This is a genomic window from Streptomyces sp. NH27 (genome assembly GCF_056859195.1).
Genome location: NZ_JACEGK010000008.1, coordinates 17281 through 37854 on the forward strand (window position 1 = coordinate 17281; position 20574 = coordinate 37854).

The 20574-nt window shown below is 69.3% G+C and carries 14 protein-coding genes and 1 tRNA gene; 9 read left to right on the forward strand and 6 right to left on the reverse strand.

All coding sequences use genetic code 11. From position 1 onward, the window contains the following. The first annotated feature begins 4 nt into the window (after positions 1-4). The 7 genes from AC13HU_RS01775 to AC13HU_RS01805 all read left to right on the forward strand — a co-directional run bounded on the left by AC13HU_RS01775 (position 5) and on the right by AC13HU_RS01805 (position 11397). Positions 5-4471: a hypothetical protein gene (locus AC13HU_RS01775; protein ID WP_483039898.1), complete on the forward strand. Its 4467-nt coding sequence runs from the start codon at positions 5-7 to the stop codon at positions 4469-4471. Continuing rightward, positions 4468-4926, forward strand: a complete 459-nt coding sequence (locus AC13HU_RS01780; RefSeq protein ID WP_483039899.1) for a hypothetical protein — start codon at positions 4468-4470, stop codon at positions 4924-4926. The genes AC13HU_RS01775 and AC13HU_RS01780 overlap by 4 nt, the downstream gene beginning before the upstream one ends. Continuing rightward, positions 4910-5497: a hypothetical protein gene (locus AC13HU_RS01785; protein WP_483039900.1), complete on the forward strand. Its 588-nt coding sequence runs from the start codon at positions 4910-4912 to the stop codon at positions 5495-5497. The genes AC13HU_RS01780 and AC13HU_RS01785 overlap by 17 nt, the downstream gene beginning before the upstream one ends. Then, positions 5494-8094, forward strand: a complete 2601-nt coding sequence (locus AC13HU_RS01790; RefSeq protein WP_483039901.1) for an Hsp70 family protein — start codon at positions 5494-5496, stop codon at positions 8092-8094. Before AC13HU_RS01785 ends, AC13HU_RS01790 begins: the two co-directional genes overlap by 4 nt. Before the next feature lie 18 nt (positions 8095-8112). Next, complete coding sequence (locus tag AC13HU_RS01795; RefSeq protein WP_483039902.1) at positions 8113-8490, forward strand: tetratricopeptide repeat protein; 378 nt, start codon at positions 8113-8115, stop codon at positions 8488-8490. A gap of 118 nt (positions 8491-8608) precedes the next feature. After that, the gene (locus AC13HU_RS01800; RefSeq protein ID WP_483039903.1) at positions 8609-9865 is read left to right on the forward strand and encodes a hypothetical protein; all 1257 of its coding nucleotides are present in this window, start codon (positions 8609-8611) and stop codon (positions 9863-9865) included. Between the two features lie 575 nt (positions 9866-10440). Continuing rightward, positions 10441-11397, forward strand: coding sequence for an ADP-ribosylglycohydrolase family protein (locus tag AC13HU_RS01805; RefSeq protein ID WP_483039904.1), 957 nt, complete (start codon positions 10441-10443; stop codon positions 11395-11397). 137 nt (positions 11398-11534) lie between these two features. Here the strand turns inward: AC13HU_RS01805 and AC13HU_RS01810 are convergent, their stop codons facing one another. Then, entirely contained in the window at positions 11535-12377 is an 843-nt protein-coding gene (locus AC13HU_RS01810) for an AIPR family protein (RefSeq protein WP_483039905.1), read from the reverse strand. A gap of 5 nt (positions 12378-12382) precedes the next feature. Continuing rightward, positions 12383-13264, reverse strand: a complete 882-nt coding sequence (locus AC13HU_RS01815; protein ID WP_483039906.1) for an AIPR family protein — start codon at positions 13262-13264, stop codon at positions 12383-12385. A gap of 826 nt (positions 13265-14090) precedes the next feature. Between AC13HU_RS01815 and AC13HU_RS01820 the strand changes: the two genes are divergently transcribed. Beyond that, positions 14091-14609 carry a DUF1877 family protein gene (locus tag AC13HU_RS01820; RefSeq protein ID WP_483039907.1) on the forward strand — a complete coding sequence of 173 codons (519 nt, stop codon included), beginning with the start codon at positions 14091-14093 and terminating at the stop codon, positions 14607-14609. 823 nt (positions 14610-15432) lie between these two features. Here AC13HU_RS01820 and AC13HU_RS01825 read toward each other — a convergent pair. Next, a complete protein-coding gene (locus AC13HU_RS01825) occupies positions 15433-16512 on the reverse strand; it encodes an NHL repeat-containing protein (protein WP_483039908.1) in 1080 nt (359 codons plus the stop codon). 49 nt (positions 16513-16561) lie between these two features. Then, positions 16562-18157, reverse strand: a complete 1596-nt coding sequence (locus AC13HU_RS01830; protein WP_483039909.1) for a hypothetical protein — start codon at positions 18155-18157, stop codon at positions 16562-16564. A 65-nt stretch (positions 18158-18222) separates the two neighbouring features. Here AC13HU_RS01830 and AC13HU_RS01835 point away from each other — a divergent pair, with 65 nt between their 5' ends. Then, the gene (locus AC13HU_RS01835; RefSeq protein ID WP_483039910.1) at positions 18223-18417 is read left to right on the forward strand and encodes a hypothetical protein; all 195 of its coding nucleotides are present in this window, start codon (positions 18223-18225) and stop codon (positions 18415-18417) included. A gap of 307 nt (positions 18418-18724) precedes the next feature. Here AC13HU_RS01835 and AC13HU_RS01840 read toward each other — a convergent pair whose 3' ends face one another. Both AC13HU_RS01840 and AC13HU_RS01845 read right to left on the reverse strand, forming a co-directional pair. Further along, positions 18725-19516, reverse strand: coding sequence for a DUF6571 family protein (locus tag AC13HU_RS01840; protein WP_483039911.1), 792 nt, complete (start codon positions 19514-19516; stop codon positions 18725-18727). A 908-nt stretch (positions 19517-20424) separates the two neighbouring features. Beyond that, a tRNA-Gly gene (locus AC13HU_RS01845) sits at positions 20425-20498 on the reverse strand. Positions 20499-20574 lie beyond the last annotated feature (76 nt).

Genomic DNA, 20574 nt, shown 5'->3' on the forward strand with positions numbered 1-20574 from the left:
GCCCATGGCCAGGCCCGTACGGTTCGTCAGGCAGAAGTTCACTCGGCTCGGTCGGCTGGAGATCGCGTGCGCCGGCGCGCTCGCCGACCGCGACACCCCTCGCGCACTCGACCGGCTGCGCGCGCTCTACCCGCAGTTCGAGCAGCTCGGCAGGGAGGCCACACCGCTGTGGCTTCCCTTCCTGGAGTCCGTGTTCGACGCGCGTTTTCGCCCGCACCTTCGGGAGGCGGACTTCGACCGGCTCGGCGAGTTCGGCGATCACCTCGCCGAGGTGGGAGCCGTCGGGTGGCCACGGAGCCGGTGGCCGATCGTCCAGGCATGCGCGGCCCGAGGCGCGGCAGCCGACCTCCGGCGGGCGTACCGCCTGCTCACCGAGGTCTACCACGTGCGGTGGACACAGCACGAGCACCGGCTCCGCGCCGCCGCCTGGCTGGCCCGGCTCGGGGCGGTGGACGACGTGCACCTGTCCGTCTACGCGGAGGTGACGGCCCGGCGGCCGCCGGCGCCGCCCGAAGTGGCGGCGCGGGTCGCCGAGATCCTGGACGTCGGATTCGACAGCGACGCCGAGCGGTTGCGCCGGGCGTGCTCGCTCGCCGAGCGACTCGGCGGCCCGGCCGTGAGCGTGGACACCGCGCGTGTGGCCGCCGTGAGCGTGGACACCGCGTTCGTGCTGGGACTCGGCGAACTGCTGCTGCACGACCGTCCGCGGTCCGCCGCGCCGCTGTTCACGGCGGCGCTCGCCCGCACCTCGGACCACGCCGAGGCGTTGCGCGGGCTCCTCTGCGTGGGGCTGCACACCCGTGAGCTCCCGACGGCGATCAGCGCCGCCGAGGAGACCGCCGTGCTCACCCCGCGATGCGCCGACCTTCTGCTGCTGTGCCGGACGCTCGCCTGGCTCGACGGGAGCGGGACCTCCGGCGGTCCTCTCGTCGCGCCCGCGGCCCCACCTGCGACGAGCGCACGGCTCGCCGCGATCACGCCAGGGCGCGACACCGGACCGTGGCGTGACTACGCCCTGGGCCGCACGTGTCTTGTCGAGGGAGACGCCCGGCAGGCGCGGCAAGTGCTCACGGGTGTGCTGCACGCGGGACTGCCGGATGCCGACGTGCATTACCACGCCGCCTGGGCGCACCTGCTGTGCCGCGACCCCGGGAGCGTGCGGGCGAGTTATGACGCGCTGGCCGGGGCAGCGGGCGGCTGGGCACTCGGGTGCCTGCTCCAGGACGCGGAGCCCGGGCAGACGCTGCCGGATCCGGTACCCGCCGTACCGCACGGGTTCGCGCAGGTCGCGTGGGTGCGCCGAGCGCTCGTCGGGGACGGACCGCTGCCCCCCGCGCTGGAGGTGCGGAGCCTGTTCGCCCCGGGAGCCCTCCAAGCGGACCTCTTCGAGGCCCTGCGTACCGCGCTCGCCGTGGCCGCCGCCCACGGCGGGCTGTCCGAGTCCGGGGCCCTCCGGCATCCGCTGTTCGCCCGGCTGCCCGCCGCCGAGCGGCTGATGTGGACCGGCCTCTCCGTGCGGGAGTCCCGTCCCGAGGACGGCCGTCGCACGCTGCGGCGCGCTCTTGAGCTCGGCCGGGACCGTGCGGCGGTGCTCCTCGCCCTGGACGCCGTACGCGAGGGCCGGCCCGCCGAGGCCCGTGAGCTGCTGCGCGACGTACGCGGTCCGAAAGCCGCACTGCTCGTCGCGTGGGCGGACGCACACGACGGGGCCGATACGGACGCCGCGGAGCCTTTCGCGAAGCTCTTCGCGCTCGGGCTCGCCCCGGCTGACCACGCGTCGGCGCTGCTGGCCCTGCGCGACGCGGCGGACGCATGGGCACACGGCGCCGTGGACAGCGCGCGGGCCCACGCCGTGCGCGCGGTCACGCAGTTGAGAAGCGCGAGCACACTCGGCAAGGGGCGATTCGAGGTGCTGCCGCACCAACGCGCCGCCGAATCACTGGCCGCCGCCGCGGACCCCGCGGAGCTGCCTTGGCAGGATGCGGCCGCCCAGCCGTGGGCGGCGCGGCTGCTCGGCCTCGCCCGGCTGGTGCGCGCTCCCGAATCGGTGGACGCACCTCTCGTCCGGAGCTTCCCGCAATGGCTCCCGCCCGCGACCCATGGCGCCGCCCTGGCCCAGGTCGCGCTGCGGGTGGTGCTCCTGTCCGAGGACGAGGCGGCGCGCCGGGAAGCCGCCGCCATCCTGGCGCGCCTGGGCGAGCACTCGCCCGGCCCGACCGTCGACCGCGCCGCGCGGTGCGGCGCCGGATGTGCGGAACACGCGGACCGCGCCGGGCTGCGTACCGGCGAGCAGGGCGCCGACCTTTCCGGCGACCCGCTGGCAGCCCTTGCCGGCGCGGGTCAGGCCCTGGACGGTCAGGCCCAGGACGGGCCGGATCTGGCAGCGGCCGTACGACGGCTGCGCGCCGTGCGGCCGGAAAGCGGCCGGGCGGACCAGGTCGCGCTCGTCACCCTGCTCGCGAACGCGCTGGAGGGCAAGGCGCTGCCGGCCCCGCTGCCCTTCGACGCGCCCGCGACCGTCGCGGCCGCGCTCGCGGCGGCGACAGCGGCAGGGCAGGCGGCCGCGGGGAACACGGCGGCCGCCGTGGACACGCTGCTGGCCGCGTGCCTGGCCCACGAGATGGACGGCCTCGTGGATCTCCGGCGCGTGCTGCCCCACCTGGTCATGAGCGCCGCCGGACGCGGCCGCCGCGATGCCGTCGGCGCGGTGCTGGCACCGACCATGAGACAGGTCCTCGCCGACGGGAACGGGACCGGCGGGAACGGGTCCGGCCAGAGCGGGATCGGCGGCCTTGCCTTCGCCTACTACAGCACCATGCTCGGCGACTTCGCGATCGCGGAGAACGCCTGGCGCCGCCTGCTGGAGGGGACGGCGTCCGGCGCCGACCGGCTCACCCAACTCCGCGGCGAGTACGGCCGCTTCCTGTGCCACCAGGCCGCCTCCGCCCACCTCGGCGGCGACCGCCCGACCGTCTTCCGCAGCATGCGCCTGGCCGCGCGCTACCTTCCCGAGACGGCCCGTGAGAGGTTCGAAGAGCTCGAATCCGAACAGCTGGTCGCCACCCTGGTGGACACGCTGCTCCCGGAATCCCCGGTCGTCGACCGCCACTGGCTGGGCCGGCACCGCCGCCTCGTCGAGCTGGCAAGGGCCAACCCCGACCTCGGCAAGGCGCTCACATCCGGTACGGAAGAGCTGATCCTGAAGCAGTGGCGGCTCGCCTCCCTGCGCGCGGGCTACGACATCGAGCTGTGGCACACGCTCGCCGTCCTGGCCCGGGAGGACGCGCTCGCCCGCCCGCTCGGCTCCCCGGCGGCGCTTTTGGCCCGGACCACCGCCACGGCGCTCTGGTGCGTACTGCTCACCGATCCCGCGCTCCGTGCCCACTTCGCGCGGCACACGCTCCCGGGCGAGGCCGACGACTCGTTGCGCGACGAGCTCACCGGGGCACTGCTCGCCGACCGGAAGGCCCAGCTCACCGAAGCCACGGCGCAGGACGACCAGGACACCGCCGAGCAGTGCCTGCGGTGCCTGGACGCCGTTCAGCACGGTCTGACCGCCACCAGGCGGCTCCTGGAGCAAGGCCCGTTCTTCGCGGTGGCCGCCAACCTGGCCGGCGACGACGACGCGTTCGCGCCGATCGCCGAGCGGGCCGGCGTACTGATCGACGCGTGGGGAGAGGACCTGGTCGCGGCAGGGAAGCGGACACTGACCGACAGCGAGGCGATCAGCCGGCTCGGCGAGGACTCGAAACTCGACAAGAACTACGAAGCCGCCCTGAGCAGGCTCGGGATCGCCCTCCTGCTCGAACGTCCACCCGACAACGTCCTGTGCGCCGCGCTGGACTGGGGATACGACTGGTTCTTCTGCTGCCACGACCAGACCGACGACGAAGCGGGGCGCACGGTCCTCGACGTCATGCGGCCGTTCGCGGAGCACCTCACCCCGCGGTGCACACCCGGACGCGGGCACACGGCGGAGAACAAGGCGCTGAGCTGGTTCTCCTACGCGTGCGGCGTGTCCGCCGCACGCTTCGCGAGGAAGGTGGGCGGAGCGCGCCGCGTCGAGCTCTTCGACGAGGCGAGCGCCCATCAGGAGCGGGCAGGCGACTGGAACCCGGAGTGGGACTCTCCGCGGCGGGAGCTGTGCCGGTCGCGCGGCGAATCGCTGTTCGCGCGCGGCGACTTCACCGGGGCCGAGCGGATGCTGCGCGATCTGGGCGACGACAACCGGCAGATCGCAGTCCTCTACAACAACCACGCCCTCGACCGCCTCCGCGACGCACGAGCCCTGTTGCGGATCGCGGAGTCCGGCGAACACGTCGATGCCGCGCTGGACCTGGCGGACGAATACGAACGGATGCTGCTCCAGGCAGCCCTCCTGTCGCCCGACGACCCGGTGATTCGCGGCAACGTCGAGCAGATCAGCAGCATTCGCGACGACATCGCAGAGAAGAGGTCGAAACTCGAATGACGCCGCCGAATCCGCGCAATCCCTTCCACGAGCTCGGGCTCCGCGTGGACGCGACGAACGCACAGATCGTCGAGCGGGCCGAGGAACTCGTACAGACCTGTCGTGACCAGGCAGAACGCGACCGGATCATCCGGGCCAAGGAGGAGCTGATCACCCATCCGCTGACCCGTGCCAAGCACGAGAGGACCGAACCGGCGCGTACCGACTACGAGGTGGACGAGCGCTGGGCGGACTTCGTCCACGACCACCGGCGCGCTCCGATCCCGCGCGGCGGTCTGGCCGAGGGCCCCGCGCTCTCTGCGGCGGACGTCGACCTGCGGACCGCGATCCGGACCCTGACCCGCTGGGCGGCCGACGCCGAACTGGACGAGGTGCTCCCGCTGTTGCGGGCACTGCCGACGGCTGAGTTCGGCGGCCCCACCCTCGTGGAGGTGCGCGATGTCCTCTTCGGCTGAGGCGGGCGGGCAGGCGCCGCTCGACTGGTACGACTTCTCCGGTCGCGAGGTCCCTGACGTGCCCGGTGAGTTCTACTCCCCGGAGAGCGAACTGATCAGCGTGGTCAGGCGTGCGGCGGAGGACATGCACGCTGCCGAGCAGGAGGCCCGGAACACCGCGGAGGAGGCCCGCGAGCCGCTGTACGAACTCGCGGTGCTGGCAGGCAGGTTGGACCAGCTGGTGGACGCGGCCGAGGAGTCCCCGGTGGCACAGGACCGGCGCGGCCTGCACCGGCAGCTGCGGATCCTCAAGAACCAGATGCTGCAGATCCTGGCCGACAACAGCATTGAACTGCGCGACCCCACCGGTCTGCCGGCCGCGGAGGTCCTGGACTGGGTGGATGTGACCGGGTGGTTGCACCGGCCGGAGTTCGACACGGAGGTGGTCGCGCGTACGGAGGAGCGCGCGGTGTTCCACGAGGGCAGGACCGTACGGTTCGCGCGCGTGCAGATGGGCGCGCCGACGGCGCCGGAGCAGGCGCCGGAGCAGGCACCGAAGCAGGAACAGGACCCGGAACGGGGAAGCGTATGAAGCAGTTGGTGAGCAAGGCGGTGGGGATCGATCTCGGCACGACCAACAGCGCGGTCGCCGTGATGAATCCCACCGACCGCGACATCGTGATCCACCTGGACCCGAACACGAAGTCGGCCACCACGCCGAGCTGCGTATGGCGTCGCGCCGGTGTGCCGGAGCCGGTCGTCGGTCGTCGGGCCTACTCCCGCAAGGGCGGCAGGCCGGAGCCGATCAGCTCGATCAAGCGGCTGATGGGCACCCGGGCCACGGTGGACCTCGGCGGCGAGCAACTGAGCCCGCAGCAGGTCTCCGCGCTGATCCTGGCGGAGATGAAGCGGCAGATCGAGACGGACGTGGCGGCCTTCGACGGGCCGTCCAGCCGGTGGCTCGTGGACCGTGCGGTGGTGACCGTCCCCGCCTACTTCGACCAGCCGCAGATCGACGCGACAAGGGAGGCGGCGGAACTGGCCGGCCTTGAGGTGCTGAGCCTGCTGCACGAGCCGACCGCCGCGGCGAGCTATCACTGCTGGCGTACCGCGACCCGGGACGGCACCTTCCTCGTCTACGACCTCGGCGGCGGCACCTTCGACGTCAGCATCCTGCGCTGCACCGCGGGCAGCTTCGAGGTGCTCGGCATCAGCGGCAACAACCGGCTCGGCGGCGACGACATCGACGCGGCGCTCGCCCGGCGGCTGCAGGCCGTGCTGCAGTCGGACGGCTGGGCCCTGGACCTCGATCCGGAGCGCGACGAGGAGGACCGAGCCCGGTTCAGCCGGCTCAAGGCGATGGCCGAGGGCGCGAAGAAGGCCCTGTCGGACAACCACGAGTACATGGTGCGGGACAGCGGGCTGCTGATCGACAAGGCGGGCGAACCGGTCGTGGTCGAGACCGTGCTGGAGCGACCCGAACTGGAGGAGATCGCCCGGCCGTTCGTCGAGCGCACCTTCCTGCACTGCGACGAGGCGATCGCCCGGGCCGAGGAGCGGGCCGGCATCGGCCTGGCCGACGTGGACGCCGTCATCCTGGCGGGCGGGTCCACCCACATGCCGCTGGTCCGCGAACTCGTCACCCGCGAACTGTGCGGCGAGCCGACCTCCGACGGGGCGCGCCGTGACCGCGCCAGGTGCACCGAGCCGGTCTACGAGAAGGTCGACACCGTGGTGGCGCTCGGCGCGGCGGTGCGTGCCGCCGCGGTCGGCGGCCTGGTCGTCCGGGACGAGGAGCGCACCGTACGGATCAACCTGCGCGGCGCGGGCAACACCAGCACGTCCCGGCTCAGTGTGGGCGGCACCGTCGAGTCCCTGTCGCCCGACGTGGACCTTCGCGGCGGCCGGGTCCTGCTGACCGCCGGCGACTACGAGGACGAGGCCGACCTGACCGACGAGGGCTCGTTCACCTTTACCCGGATTCCGGTCCAGCCGGACGCGGAGACCGAGTTCTCCTTCGCGGTCTACGACGGCGCCGGTGCGGAGCGGGGCGCCGCCAACCGTTCGCTCGCGCACAACGCCGAGGCCGCGAAGCCGCTCGGCGGGTCCGCGAGCGGCGCGCAGAACACCAAGCCCATCACGATCGAGGTGCGCAAGGACGGCGAGACCAGCCAGTTCCTGCTGATCGACGTGCTGCAGACGCTGCCCTTCGCCAAGGACTACGACTTCCGCCACCCCGGCGACGTGGAGAGCGTCGAGTTGCGGCTGTTCCAGGAGGGCCGGCCGATCCAGGTGGTCGGGGTCCGGGTGCCGCGCTCGACGCCGAAGGACACGCCGATCCGGATGCACGTGGTGATGCACGAGAACTATGCGATCACCGTGGAGGGCGCCATCGGCGACACGCCGTACCAGGCCACCGTGCAACTGCCGACCGATCGCGACATGCCCACGTCCGAGGACGCCGGCGACCTCACCCGGCGGTTCCAGGAGAATCTGGCCGTCCTCCCGGCAGGCCGGCGGGCCACGGCCGCGGCGCAGCTGAAGGTGGCGCGGCAGGCATTCACCGAGGCGCGCGAGCGCGGGGACGTGGGGCAGGCCACCCACGAGTTCGACCAGATGCGCCGGCTCGTCGACGCAGTGGGCAAGGGCCAGGGCGAACTGCGCCCACCGAAGGCCGAGTTCGACAAGCTGGTCGAGGACTGCCGGGAGCGGCACGCCCACTACCTTCGCGACGGTGTCCCCGACGGGAGGCCCTTCGACGCGGGCGACATCTCCCGGACGATCGAAGAGCACCGCCGCAGCGGCGAACGCGCCTACACCAACCGGGACCAGCGCGCGTACGGCGAGGCCGTGCAGAGGTTCAAGGACCTCCTGGAGTATCTGCGCGGCCTCCAGCGTGCGCCGTCCGCGCAGCCCGTGGCCACCGTCACCGAACGGGCCGAGTCGCTGATCACCCGGATCCGCGGGACCGCTCAGCAGCTCATGAGTTTCGCGCAGGTGCAGCAGGACGCGAACGCGGAGAGCGAGATCGCGAAGATCGAGGAACGGATCGCCGTGCTGGACGCGCAGATCGCGATTAACCCGTACGAGGTCATCGACGAGAGCGTCAAACTACGGGTACGGCTGAGCCAGATCCAGGCGGGCTTCGCCCGCCCGTCCGCGGCCGGCACCGGAATTCCCGAACTCTGAGCACCGGAGGGCGCTCGCATGACCGACACACCGTCGAACGGAACCGGCTCCGAGCCGCCGGACGCCGGAGACACCGAGCTCTCCCGGTTCGCCGTGCGTGGCCGGCTGCGGATGAGAGCGCACGCGGCGAGGCTGTTCAACGACGGCCTCGCCGCGGCCCGCAACGGCCGTCCGGACCTGGCCCGCGACTTCTTCTCGGCATGCGTGTTCTGGTATCCGCACGACGCGGACGCCCGGAGCGCTCTCGCCCTGGCCTGCCTGGAGTTGGGCGACCGTGACACGGCCCGAGAGCACTGGCAGCAGGTACTCGACCAGCATCCTGGTGATCAGAAGGCGCGGCGCGGCCTCGATTCGCTGCCGGTGCTGCCGCCACAGCCCACCGTTCCGGCCGACTGAGCGGACCGGGCCCGCTCTCCCCGGTGGCCCGGTGGCCCGGTGGCCCGGTGGCCCGGTGGCCCTGGGCCTCGGGCCGGGAGCACTCCGAATTCCCTTTATGTTGCTGGAGGTTGTTGGGATGCCCGGACGCGGCAGCGGCCCGTACGCACAGGCGTCGGTGGTCGTCATCGGGGAGATCGACTGCGAGGTGGCCACTTCCGCGCTCCTGGAGGACACGGATCTCGTCCGGGCGGCGGGCCATCTCGTGGTCTCGGTCCCCGTCACCGTCCGGTCCGCGCAGCCGAAGAGCGACCTCGACCTCGTGGTCTCGGCACGGCTCCACGCGCCGCCTGGCTTCCCGGTTCCGGTGGCCTGGGCGCCGTCACCGTCCGTGGAGTACGCCGACGGCCAGGCGGCGACCAGCGTGAACGTCTCGATCACGCCGGGTTTCGGCGCGGTCAGTGGTGGTGTCGAGCGAACCGCGAGGCGCCAGGAACTGGTCAGCAACGTCGTAGGAGTCGGCACCCGCCACATGGAGTGGTCGATTTCGGGGCGAAACGGCCATGTCGCCGACAGCCGGAAGTTCCGGTTCTTCGTCCGCCAGGACGAGGCCCGGCACAGCTGGCTGGAACTGACGGCGCGGGTGAGCCCCGCCCGTGGATTCCTGCGGCGCACGTCTGCGGAAGCCGAGCAGCGTGTCTGGGCCCCGCTGGTCGCCGAGAGCTCCCCGCAGGCGGCCGCCACGCTCGTCCTTCTCGAAGAGCGGGACGGCGAGGCGGCACGGCTCTACGTCGGCCGCCCGCTGGACCTTCCGCTCTCCCTGACCCCGGACGGGCCGGCCGTCGGGGGACCTGGCGCCGGCAGCACGGTTGTCGGATCATTCCGCTGGTTCGACAGCGTCGACGGGCGGCCGGGCTTCCAATGGGTCCAGCAGTCCTCGGCGCGGGTCGTACTGGGCCAGGGGCTGGAGGCCAGGCCGGGAACGCCGGTGTCGGTCCCCGACGGAAGTGTCCTGCACTACCCCGGTGGTCGTTCCCTGCGCGTCGTCTATGACAGTGCGTTGACGGCGGGCCGCCCCACCCTGCGGGAGACCCTCGACGTGCGGGTGGTCGTCGACGATGCCGTGGTCGCCATGCGCCGGACCGAGACGGGTTACGTGACCGTCGGTCGCAGCTTGAAGGACATCAATGTCAACCGGCCCGACATCAGCCGCATGCACGGAGCCTTCGAACTTTCCGACAGCGGCTGGTCCTACACCCATCTGAGCGGCGTCGGCGACGCGGTGCTGCTCCGTGGCGGGCAACCGGCCGTCACCGTGCGCCGCGACGAGTCCGTACCCGTCCGGAGGCGCGACACCGTCGTGCTCAACGAGCACGTGGCCCTCTCCATCGGCTGACACCCACGCCGCCCCCGTCAGGCGCTGCGGTCCCCGTACGTCGTGCGAGCCCCGTGTCGCCGGAACCCGGCCGGCCGCTCGACACCCGCACCCCCGCGGGTGCAACCGCTCTGCGCCCGCGGGGGTTTCAGCGCTGGCGACCCAACTCAGCAGTGGTACAACACGACGTCGTAGTCCGTGGTCGAGCCGACGAAGCGCCTGCCGGCCAGGGCCGAGGTCCGCAAGCCGGCGGGTCCGGATGGCCCCGCCGTCGTCCGGCCTTGCCTGGGCACCGAGCAGCCACATCCACGTTACGGAGAGCTCGTCCGGCTCGGGTGAAGCCGGTGCTCAAGCCCCTCATCAGCGGTCCGTCGATGTCTCCGGGCCCGGTGACACCACCCCTCGGATCGGATGGTGTCGTTGCAGGTGGGGAGCTTGTCCTCGTCTGCGTGGGACTTGGGGGACTGGCTGTCCTTGCCGTGCGCGTCCGTGGGATGCCGTCTGAACTGGTGCGGTAGTGGCGCGTGGTGGCGCTGCCGGCGGACGGAGAGCCGACGCCGACCCTGGCAGCGGGACCGCGCTTCTATGATGCCGGGATGGATCGTGTGGAGCGTGCGGTCGGGGCCGTGGTTGGGTCAGCGGTGGGGGATGCGCTGGGTGCGCCGTTCGAGTTCGGTGCGGCGGGGGTGTTCTCCACACGGTTTCCACAGCCGGGTGCGGGTGGTGAGATGTGCGGAGGTGGTGGCTGGGAAGTGGGGGAGGCCACCGACGATACGCAGATGGCTGTGCATGTCGGTGAGTCGCTGATGACACGGTGCGGGTTGGACCTGCTGGATGTCTTCGCGCGTTTTCAGCGATGGGCGGCGGCCGATCCGAAGGACATCGGGCTGCAGACCGAGGATGTTCTGACCAACGGTCTGCCGTGGGATCAGGCGGCCGAGTCCCATTTCCGCACCAATCAACGGGCTGCGGGGAATGGCGCATTGATGCGGGCGGCCACGTCGGGGGTGTTCTTCGGCGGGCGTGGAAAGGCGGCCACCATGGACGCGGGGCGCAGGCTTGCCGCGCTCACCCACGGGGACCCGGCCGCGTGGGAAGGTACCGCGATCTTCCACGAGCTCCTGCGCGTGGCGTTGGACGGTGCCGACCCGGTCGAGGCCATCCCCGCCACCCTGGCCGGAGCGAGTGCTGAACATCGCGGCCGGTACGCGACCGTACTGGATTCGGAGTGGGGACCCGAGCAGGCCACGGAGTTCAACGGTGCCGTCTGGCCCTGCCTCGGCTCCGCGGTCTGGGCGCTGCGGACCACCGACTCCTACGAGGGTGCGGTGCGGGCAGCCGTCGACCTGGGCGGTGACACGGACACCGTCGCGGCAGTCACCGGCGCACTGGCCGGGGCGGTGTACGGCATCGCTGGTGTCCCCAGCCGCTGGACGGAGCCGCTGCACGTCCCGCTTCCGGGAGCCGCCGACCCACAGCGCGTTCTCCACCTGCAGGATCTGGAAGCCTTGGCGGGTGGCCTCCTGACCGTATCGACGAGGGCCGCCTCGTAAGTGCACAGCTCGGCGAAGCCGTGGGCGCGCCCCGTCCTTTGTCCCCTCAAAGCGGCTGTAGGCGTGACATGTGACGAGCCTCGCACGGGAGTCCGGGTGGTCACCGCACTGACCTGTACCTTCACCGTATCGAGCCGTTAGCGCTCAATGTGGTACCGACCTTGGGAAATGACTGCTTGACGGAGTTTGGCGGTGAAGTCGGGGGTGCGGGCGATGCGGTCGACGCCTCCGGCCTTGTTGTAGCGCAAGGCGGACTTGAAGTTCTGTTCGAGTGTGCCCGTCATGCGACTCATCAGGTCATCGCTGAGGTGGTCGAGGTCGATGTTGAGCATGTCCCGGGTAGTGGGCTGACGCAGCCGGGTCAGCGTGTAGGCGGACATGGCTGACAGCGGGTACAGCCAGTTCTCCAGTGTCTCCCCGAGCAATGGTCGGTCTTCCGCATATTTTGTCAGGAAACCGCGTAACCGGGTATGAATGTCGAGGCAGAGGCGGTAGATATCCAGATCCAGCCTTGTGGAGAATATCTGGCTGTAGTGCTGGTCATCCAGCAGGAGCGCTTCTGAGTGCCGGAGTGCTGTATGCGGCTCGCGCAGAGCGAATGCGGTGAACTCGCGTGCCAGGCGGGACATGCTGACGACCCGGTCCAGTGGGAAGCCGAGGTTGCGGTAGTAGCTTGCGCGGCGTTCGTAGTAGTAGCCGCCGGAGTGGGAAAGGCTTTCCTCGATGTCCTTCTGAACGGGCTCGGTTGCACGCAGAGCGCCGGCTGGTAGCTGAGTTTGACTATTTGTGGCCCTGATGATTCGGTCGCGTGCCGTGCCGGATTCCGGGGCGACGACAATCTTGACCAGGAGCGACCTGTCTCGGTGCTGGCCGCCGTTTTGGAAGTAGCTGTAGAGTTCATGACTGGTCTGCAGCCCGTTGACGATCTGCGGGTCCTTGACGACGATCCTCTTCCCGGCGATCTGGGCTGCATCAGCCACGACGGTTACGCATTGTTGAACCACCAGAAATCCTCGCCCGTTCCCGACTTCAGGGTCTCGCTGATGGCGCTGTTCACCGCGGTTGATCCCGCGTAGTCGCGTACGTTCGACTCGAATAACTCAAGTCGTAGTGCTTCGTTGTCGGAGGTGATGAAGCGGTAGTACTCATCCAGGCGGGCCAAGCACACGTACCCCTCGCCCATTGATGTGCTCATTGGGGTCTCGGAGAAGACCAGTTGCGCGACGGCTTTGGCACCCCTGGCAGTGCGCTCGCGCAGATCGGCGGCGTTTAGGTACTCAAGCTCCGATTTGGTGTCGGAGGTGATCTTCGCGAGTTCCCGGCGCAGTCGGTCGCCCTTGGATTTCACGTTCGGGTGCGGGCCCTCGGCGGCCTTGCTGGCATAGATCACCCTGACACGGACCTGTGGGAACGATGACGCCAGTTCTTCGAGGATCTGGAGGAAGCGCCGCGTTCGATCAAGGAGTTTGGCATTGGTATGAGATGCCAAATCTGCTTCGTCGCGACTCATATCAAGAAGCGTCGGCAGATGAAAATGCAGCTTCTCGATCACCGTTTCCTGGTAGCCCGAAGTGTTCTTCGCCTGCAGTATGACCAGTTCGAACGTGTTCGCCCGCGAGGACAGATATCGATGGGCATCCGCGGTAACGTATCGGTCGTCCACGAACGTCCAGATGCCGTCTATTCCGCAGTCGTGTGCCCCGTCTACGACGCCGTCCATGATCTCGTCATTGTCCAGGTCCCAGTCCTGGAGCGCCTTGTCGGCAGCGAAGAACGTGAAGAAGTCGTCTCGACTTTTCTCCGGCGCCAGCCGCCGGTGCTGGTCATCCAGGATTCGGTCGAGCAGTCGCTGGTCGTTGTTTTGCACGGACGTCATGCAACACCCCCACCTGAAGGTCAGGAACCCGATCAAATGCTGACAGGTCGGCCTCTCGGTGGCTACCCCTGTGCCGAGGCCGGTGGGCAGTCTCCTCGAGGCAGGGCGTCGGGATCTTGCACTTGGGGCCCTGGCAACCGTCGCACGACCCGCACTTCGTGCTCCGCCGGATGGCTGTTACGGAAATGCCGCAGTGCGCGGACCTTGCCAAGGGGCGTCCGCGTCCGCGCCGCTCATGCCCCGCCTGATCAGATCCGTGGCGGCGAGATCCGCCAACGCGGACCCAATACGGCCAGATCATTCTCGCTCGCTGAGGATCGGTTCCCCCCGCTCTGCCGACCGAAATCTGGTAGTCGTCAAGAGGCAGGCCGATTGACCGCCAGATGTGGTGCGCAAGTGGTGCGGGCTCTTCAATTGGTCTAGACGACAAAAGGCCCCAACTCGCTGAGCTGGGGCTTTTCTTTGGAGCGGATGACGGGAATCGAACCCGCGCTCTGAGCTTGGGAATCACAGGGTTCTTGTCGGCATCCGCGCTGGTCAGCGAGACGTAAAGGTCTGAAGTACCCATGTGACCAGTGCCGTTGGGGACTGTGGCTGACCGCACCGTGCCGCTGTTCGTGGTGCGGATATGGTGCGGCGGCCGAGCCCCGGCGGCGATCATGAGATTCGTGATCCGACGGCGGTTATGGCGGCAGTCTGAGCGCCGATCCGAGCCGCTCTTCGGCCTGCGCGCCCGCGCCGCTGTCGGTGGTCGGTCCTACGCTTCTCGAAGTCGGCGCGGGGCGCCCGGGCGAGAAGCGTGACGTAGGGATCATAGGTGAGTGTTGAGTATTACTGGCGGCGACTCTCCAATGAGTCGGTGGCCGCAGCGACAGCGAGTCAGCTGGCCGAGATGGTGCCGTACTGGGGTGACCCGGCGTTCGAGCCGTTGCACCGTGCCGGTCTGATCATGGTGGTCTCGAGTACCGCCGACATGATCGATTTCGTGCTGACGACCGGCCGTAGCGCCGAGGGCGTTTGCCAACTGCCCGTCTATGGCGGGGAGGCGCGTGAGGAAGGGTACGAGGATCCCGAGTACGGCTTCATAGGGACACTTGTGACGGTGCTTGATCCGAGCGAAGTGTCTGCTGCCGCGCAGTTCCTCAGGGGCCTGGACATCGAGAAGTGCATGCGCGATCCGGACGAAGCCCTCGTGCAGATGATGGATGTGCGTGGGTTGAGTCCCTGGGATGCCAGGTGGGCTGGTGAGGTGAGCAGGGACCTGGCGAGGCTCCGAGAGTTCTTTACCAGTGCTGCGGACGCGGGCGATGCGATGGTCAAGTGGCAGTCGGCATGACGCCCACACGCTGGGCCAGCTCGAACCCCTGATCCGCACTCCTCGGAGCATCGACATCTGTTGCCAGAGTCGGGTCATCGCGGCTGGCTGGTCGGTGCCTTCGCCGACGAGGCGCGCTTCTTGGTACTGCCGACCTTCATGGGACCGAACTGCAACGGCATCTCGACTGGCCCGCGGACAAGACTCCCAACGGGCTGCTGTCCGTGGCGGAGCCAGGCAAGCCTTTCCCCTGATAGTGCACGCCGGCCAATACTCGGTGAATGTCGCCATGTACTACCAGCGCTGGACGCCGAGAGCCGACGGGAAGTCGCAACGGAGCTGAGGCCACCGGATGCGCGCCCGAGGCAGGAAAGCGAAGGCGCGACGGGCGAATTCCCGTCGGAAATCCAGTGGGCACGGAATGCATCATCCGGTCCAGACAACAAACAATCCCCAGGATCATGACCTGGAGGTGTGCAATGGAGCGGATGACGGGAATCGAACCCGCGCTCTGAGCTTGGAATCACGGGGGTCTTGTCGGTATCCGTGCTGACCGGCGGCAGCTACGGGCCCCGAGGCGCCCGCTGGGCCCTGGCCGTTGGCGCCTACGGCCGACCGAGCCGTGCCGCCGCGCATGGTGCGGATGTGGTGCGACGAGCAGGTCGTACAGGGCAGTGGCTGGGTGACGGGAGCGACTCGGCACCGAGACTTGCGCCCGGCGCCGATCACGCTGCGCAGAGGTACCTGTCCAAGGCCCCCGGCGGAGTCGAGGCGCCGGGGTCGACCCGTTCGGTGTGCCAGTCAACCTCTCCGACTCTGACGGCACCGACCTTCGGCCCCGCCGTCATGTGCCGGTGCCGATGTCCAGGACGTAGGCGCGGTTTCCGGCCAGGTAGACGTGGCCGGAGTGGTAGGCGATGCCGTCCGGGAAGTAGCAGGGGAAGTCGCGTGCGGGCACGGCCTTGTGTACGTCGCATGTGTCGGACTCGGCGGAGGCGGTGCTCGACGCGACGAGGTCGGCGCGGCCGTCGTGGACGTGGAGGACGTACGAGCCCCGCTTCTTCACGTCGTAGGTGGTGACGTAGACGCCGTTCGCGTCGTCGCCCGCCAGAGAGGCGGGTGCCAGTTGAGTGGTCGGCACGGTCACGCCTGCGATGTGGGCGGGGAGTTGGAGTTTGTGCGGCGCGTGCCCGTCTGCGGGGACGACGACCACGTCGGTGAGCGGGTGCGGTGTGATCGGCGCGAGGAAGGTGGTGCCGTCGGGATCGGCCGCCGAGGTCGAGCCGTTGAACGTCGAGACGTACCCTTGCGGGTCCTTCTCCGAGGCCTGCCGGTAGCGCAGCGTCAGGCGGCCGTTCGCGAGTGACCAGACGGCGTTGCCGTCGGCGATGACCACCGTGCCGTCCTTCTGCACCGCCAACGGTGTGGCCTCGTTGGTGAGTCGGAAGCCAGCTGCCGGGGTGCTGTGGGCGAGGGAGGCGGTCAGCGAACGGAGGTGGCCCGTGGTGCCGGCCAGTACGGTGATCCTGCCGCTCGGTGCGATGGCGAGGATCTGGCCGTTCTCGCCGGTCAGCAGGGCGCCGTCGCTGCGGACCACCACTCCGCTCAGGCCGCGGTCCTGCGGCGCCGGCTCGCCGGCCTGCTGGCCGGAGACGTCGGTGTAGGCGCCGTCCGTGCCGAGTCGCACCAGGCGTTCGGTGGTGTTGATGTAGAGGACGCCGCCCGCGGCGGCCGCGATTCCCCGCTCGCCGTCCACCGTTGCGGGTCCGATGTCCCCGGAGTGCGTCGTCTGTCCGATCACCCGCGCCTGTCCGGCCTTCGGCGGGCTCGGCGGTCCCGGGTGGCCGCCGCACGCCGCGACGGCGAGCAGGCATGCGGCGCCGAACACCGCGGCCTTTCCGGGGTGTCGTGCCAAGCGCCGCATGCGCGGTCCTCTCCGTCGTCCGTCTGCTGGTCCGGGGCCGCTTTCCCGCCTATTGACCGTCTTGTGCCCCATCGCTGTTGGCGGCGCGTTGCGGGGTGGCGTCGTTGTAACCGTTCTTCGCCTGGCCGAACAGATCCAAAGCGGGAGTTCCGACCTTGGCGTTCTCGTTCCACCAGGTATTGAAGCCGCTCGGGTCTTCCGTGATCGCCGCCGGGTCCAGCTTCCCGCCGTGGATCCAGTTGCTGTCCGGCGGAGTCCTGACCTGACCTGAACTGATGAGCCCCTGGACGATGGGTACTTTCAGCCTGCGCATCTCGGTGTCCTGGTCTGCCTGCGCCTGGCTGGTCACCTTGGCGGCATTGTCCGTCGGGAACTGATACGAGCCCCAGGCCGTGCTGCCGGCGATACTCGTCGACATGCTCTTGAGGATGGCGTTGGAGACGACCGCCCCCTCCTCCTCGCCCGGGACGAACGTGCCAAGGACCCCGCCGGCGACCCATGTCCACATCGCTGCCTTGTTGGCCTGCTCGTCCTTCTTGGCTGCCGGGGTGTACTGCATGTCTTCCCGGACGTTCTGCATCTGCCCGTCAAGCATGGCGAGCTGCCGCAACGTGTCACCGGCCGCGGTCGGGTTCGCCTTCTGATTCTGCGCCGCCGTGGCCATGTATCCGTCCATGCTGCCTTCGAAGAGGCCAGCCGCGCGGGGGTCTGGCATGAACTGGTGCATCAGTTGGTCGATGGCTTTGTAGTCGGTGGTGATGAGCGGCATGTGCGTCGTCGGGTCGACCGACGAAGTGAACCGCACCTGCTTCGGATCGGGCTTCGCCGCTGCGTTGTCGTTCATGCTCTGGGCGAGATCGGGCACGTAGATCGCTGCGACCTGCGCCAGGCTCTCTGCGAGTTGGTCGGGCAACTGCGGGTATTGCTCCTTGATGTCCGCGCTGCGGTTCTTCTCGGTGTTGCCGTTGTCCAGCGCTCCTTGGAAGACGTTGGCCGCCGCTGTGGATGCTTTCGCCAGTTCGTCGCCCTCCAGGCCGTTGGGTTTCGTCGCGGCGAGCAGGACCTGAGCGGGGAACTTCGAGTCGTCACTGACCCCGGGGGTCTGCCAGTTGTCATTGACGAGTTGGTCGGCGGCGAACCTGCCGTCTCCGCCGGAGAGCAGGTCGCGGGAAGCTTGCGGGTTCTGCCCGAGCTTGGACAGCACCGCGAGGCTGGGGTCGTTGGCGGCCACGCCCCGGGCAACGTCCTGCTGCTCGGCGATGTTCTTGTGGAAGTCGTCCTCGTGCAGGCCGAGTTCCTTGTACCAGGCGTCGGCCGGGTCGGCCCACGCGTCGACCGTGCCGAAGCTGATGTTCCCCGGCGCGTAGCTCGGGCGCAGGTTGTCCTTCTGGTCGGCGCGCCAGTGCAGGGCGGCGTCGCTCATGTTCGTCAGGAACGTGGGTTCCCACTTGTCGCCGGACGGGCCGTACTTGACGAGCATGCTCGCCGACCACATGTCGTGGGGGGAGGTGAAGGTCTTTGCGTCGAACTGCGGGAGGTTGCCGTCCTTGCTGAGCCGGGTTGCCGAGGCGAGGTTGTCGCCGAACTCGCCGAGGATCTTGGTGGAGTCGGGGCTGAGGACGGTGCTGCCGTGGGTGCCGTCCATGGCGTTTGAGTTCGAGGGCGAGGTTGGATTCGAGGTCGGCGCCGTCGTTGCCGTAGTAGCCCTTCATGAAGTCCGGATCGTCCTTGCCCGCTTCGGCCTGGTCGGCGACGGAGTGGATCGCGGGGCGGGTGGCGTCCCATTTCGGGTCGGCGTTCTCGGTCAGCCGCAGCAGAGAGGCGGCCTGGTTGCCAGCCTGCTGCGGGGTGGCGTCCGCGGGCTGGCCGAAGGTGGTGAAGGTGGTGGTGATGAAGTCCTGGTAGTCGCTCTGCTTCGCGTGGCTGCCGCTGAGCGCGCTCATCGCGGCGGTGGCGAAGGTGGTCTCGGTTCCGGTGTGCAGGAGCGGGGCGTAGTACGAGCCGTAGGGGCCCTGCGTCGAGTGGTCGCCCGAGCCGGCCATGAGGGTGTTCTGGAACGCGGTGGTCAGGGCCGGGTCGTGCTGCTTGCCGGCGTAGGAGGCCAGGGACTTGAGGTTGCCGTTCAGGTCGGTCTTGCCCGGGTCCTGGCCCATGCCGGCGAAGACCTGCTGGGTGGCGGCCTCGTTGGGGGACAGCGCCTGGAGGTCGAGCGTCACGACGTCCTGCGGCAGCCCGAGCGCTTGGGCGTCGAACGAGTCGCCGCTGAGCGGCCGGTCGGGGTCCTTGGCGAACTGGTCGAGTCCGTTGGCCCGGGTGGTCTTGACCAGGAAGTCCGTGGGGAAGGTGCCGTACTGGAGCATCGCGGCCCGGTCCCAGGCCACGCTGCTGGAGCCCTTGGGCAGGGCGAGGTGTAGTACGAGACGACCTTGTCGAAGCCCGGTGCCGGGTATCCGGCCTCGGTCGCGGTGCCGAGCGCGTGGCTGAAGACCATCAGGTCGTTGCCCGCGGTGCTGCTGCCGGTGGTGGCGAGCAGCGTGGGAAGGCTGGTGGCCTCCGACGGGGTGAGGTTGGCGTAGAAGGCCGAGCAGTAGTCCGGGTCGTCCTGGTGGGCCAGCAACTCCTGGGCAAGCGAGTGGTATTGGTCGCCGGCCTTGCCGTTGCCGCCATTGTTGTCGTTGAACTGCTGGGCCAGCTTCTTGCCGTCCGCCTGCGCCTGCGCGGACGTCTCGGTGACCGGTTCCGGGATCTGCACCATGTGGATGTCCGGCCCGTCGCCCGCGGCCGCCGCGGCGGCCAGGTTCTCCCGCCGTTTGAGCTGCGGCGACTGGTCGTCCAGCCACCCGCAGATCGTGAGGAGACTGCTCAGGTCCTGGGTCTCGAGCCCCTTCGCCGCGAACTGCCCCTTGTAGCGTGACGCGAGGTCCCGCAGGTTCTGCCGGTCGCTGTCGAACGACGTGATCATCTGTTTCAGCCCGGTCGGGTCTATACCCGAGAAGTCCCCCATGGTGTCCCCCCCGTGGACCTTCACGGCACCGGTCGGCGCTCGCGTTCCATCGTGCCACCTGAGCCCCCTGCGCGCTTGTTTGCGGGGGGCCTTGATGTCTTCTGTACGTTCTCGGGTTTGGGCGCCGGCCCCAACACCCTTGTCGGCGTGTGCGCGTCCACCGATGACGTTCGGCACGAAGACCGACGCCGACTGCTCCCGAGGAGACTGGACCGACCCGTACCCGGGGCGGGATCAACTCCCAGGAGATGCGCTGCGCTGGGACGCCGAGCGCGGCCTCGCTCCGACTGGCTGCCGTGCGCCAGGCGCCGGGCTCGTACCAACCTGCACCTTGCGGGCTGCCGACCGGCGTGCGGGGGCGGGAGGACGGTACGGCTGGGTGGGAGGATTGCACGGTGAAGGATGCGCTGTGGGACGGCTTGACACGGGTGGAGCGGGATCTGCTGGTCTGCGCCCAGGAGGTGTGGGGGATCCTTCCGTATGCGTGCGGCAGTGCGGACGGCCGTGGCGAGCCGGCTTCGGACGAGGACGTCGCGGCCGCTCTCCTGGGCCTTGTGGATCGTGGCTGGGTCGAGGTCTGCCGGCTGGAACGCCGGACCTCTCCGGACGGTGAACCCGGTATGCAGTACGGTCCACCGCTCCCAAGGGAAGCGCTTGAGCACCTTCTCCGGCTCCCGGAGACGTGGGAAGACCCTGTCGATCCGTCGTGGGTGGGTGCACTCACGTTGTCCCGTACTGAGCGCTGGGACGCCGTCGTGGGAGACCAAGGGTGACAACGGACAATGCTTCGCTGCCGCACACCGAGTGAGAGTACCGATCAACCGCCAGATGTGGTGCGGAAGCGGTGCGACTCCTCACGTGGTCTGGACAACGAGAAAGCCCCAGGTCTTCGACCTGGGGCTTTTATATGGAGCGGATGACGGGAATCGAACCCGCGCTCTGAGCTTGGGAAGCTCATGTTCTACCATTAAACTCCATCCGCAGGCGAGCGGCTTCGGAAAGACGCTGCGGGGATACTGTACCGCATGGTGGGTGGCGGATGGGGCGGGGATGAGGGG

Bases quoted from the DNA above. Each gene is read 5' to 3' on its own strand.
- AC13HU_RS01805 (WP_483039904.1), top strand. From the start codon at position 10,441: ATGGATCGTGTGGAGCGTGCGGTCGGGGCCGTGGTTGGGTCAGCGGTG.
- AC13HU_RS01825 (WP_483039908.1), bottom strand. From the start codon at position 16,512: ATGCGGCGCTTGGCACGACACCCCGGAAAGGCCGCGGTGTTCGGCGCC.
- AC13HU_RS01800 (WP_483039903.1), top strand. From the start codon at position 8,609: ATGCCCGGACGCGGCAGCGGCCCGTACGCACAGGCGTCGGTGGTCGTC.
- AC13HU_RS01780 (WP_483039899.1), top strand. From the start codon at position 4,468: ATGACGCCGCCGAATCCGCGCAATCCCTTCCACGAGCTCGGGCTCCGC.
- AC13HU_RS01795 (WP_483039902.1), top strand. From the start codon at position 8,113: ATGACCGACACACCGTCGAACGGAACCGGCTCCGAGCCGCCGGACGCC.
- AC13HU_RS01840 (WP_483039911.1), bottom strand. From the start codon at position 19,516: ATGGGGGACTTCTCGGGTATAGACCCGACCGGGCTGAAACAGATGATC.
- AC13HU_RS01830 (WP_483039909.1), bottom strand. From the start codon at position 18,157: ATGGACGGCACCCACGGCAGCACCGTCCTCAGCCCCGACTCCACCAAG.
- AC13HU_RS01835 (WP_483039910.1), top strand. From the start codon at position 18,223: ATGAAGTCCGGATCGTCCTTGCCCGCTTCGGCCTGGTCGGCGACGGAG.
- AC13HU_RS01790 (WP_483039901.1), top strand. From the start codon at position 5,494: ATGAAGCAGTTGGTGAGCAAGGCGGTGGGGATCGATCTCGGCACGACC.
- AC13HU_RS01775 (WP_483039898.1), top strand. From the start codon at position 5: ATGGCCAGGCCCGTACGGTTCGTCAGGCAGAAGTTCACTCGGCTCGGT.
- AC13HU_RS01785 (WP_483039900.1), top strand. From the start codon at position 4,910: ATGTCCTCTTCGGCTGAGGCGGGCGGGCAGGCGCCGCTCGACTGGTAC.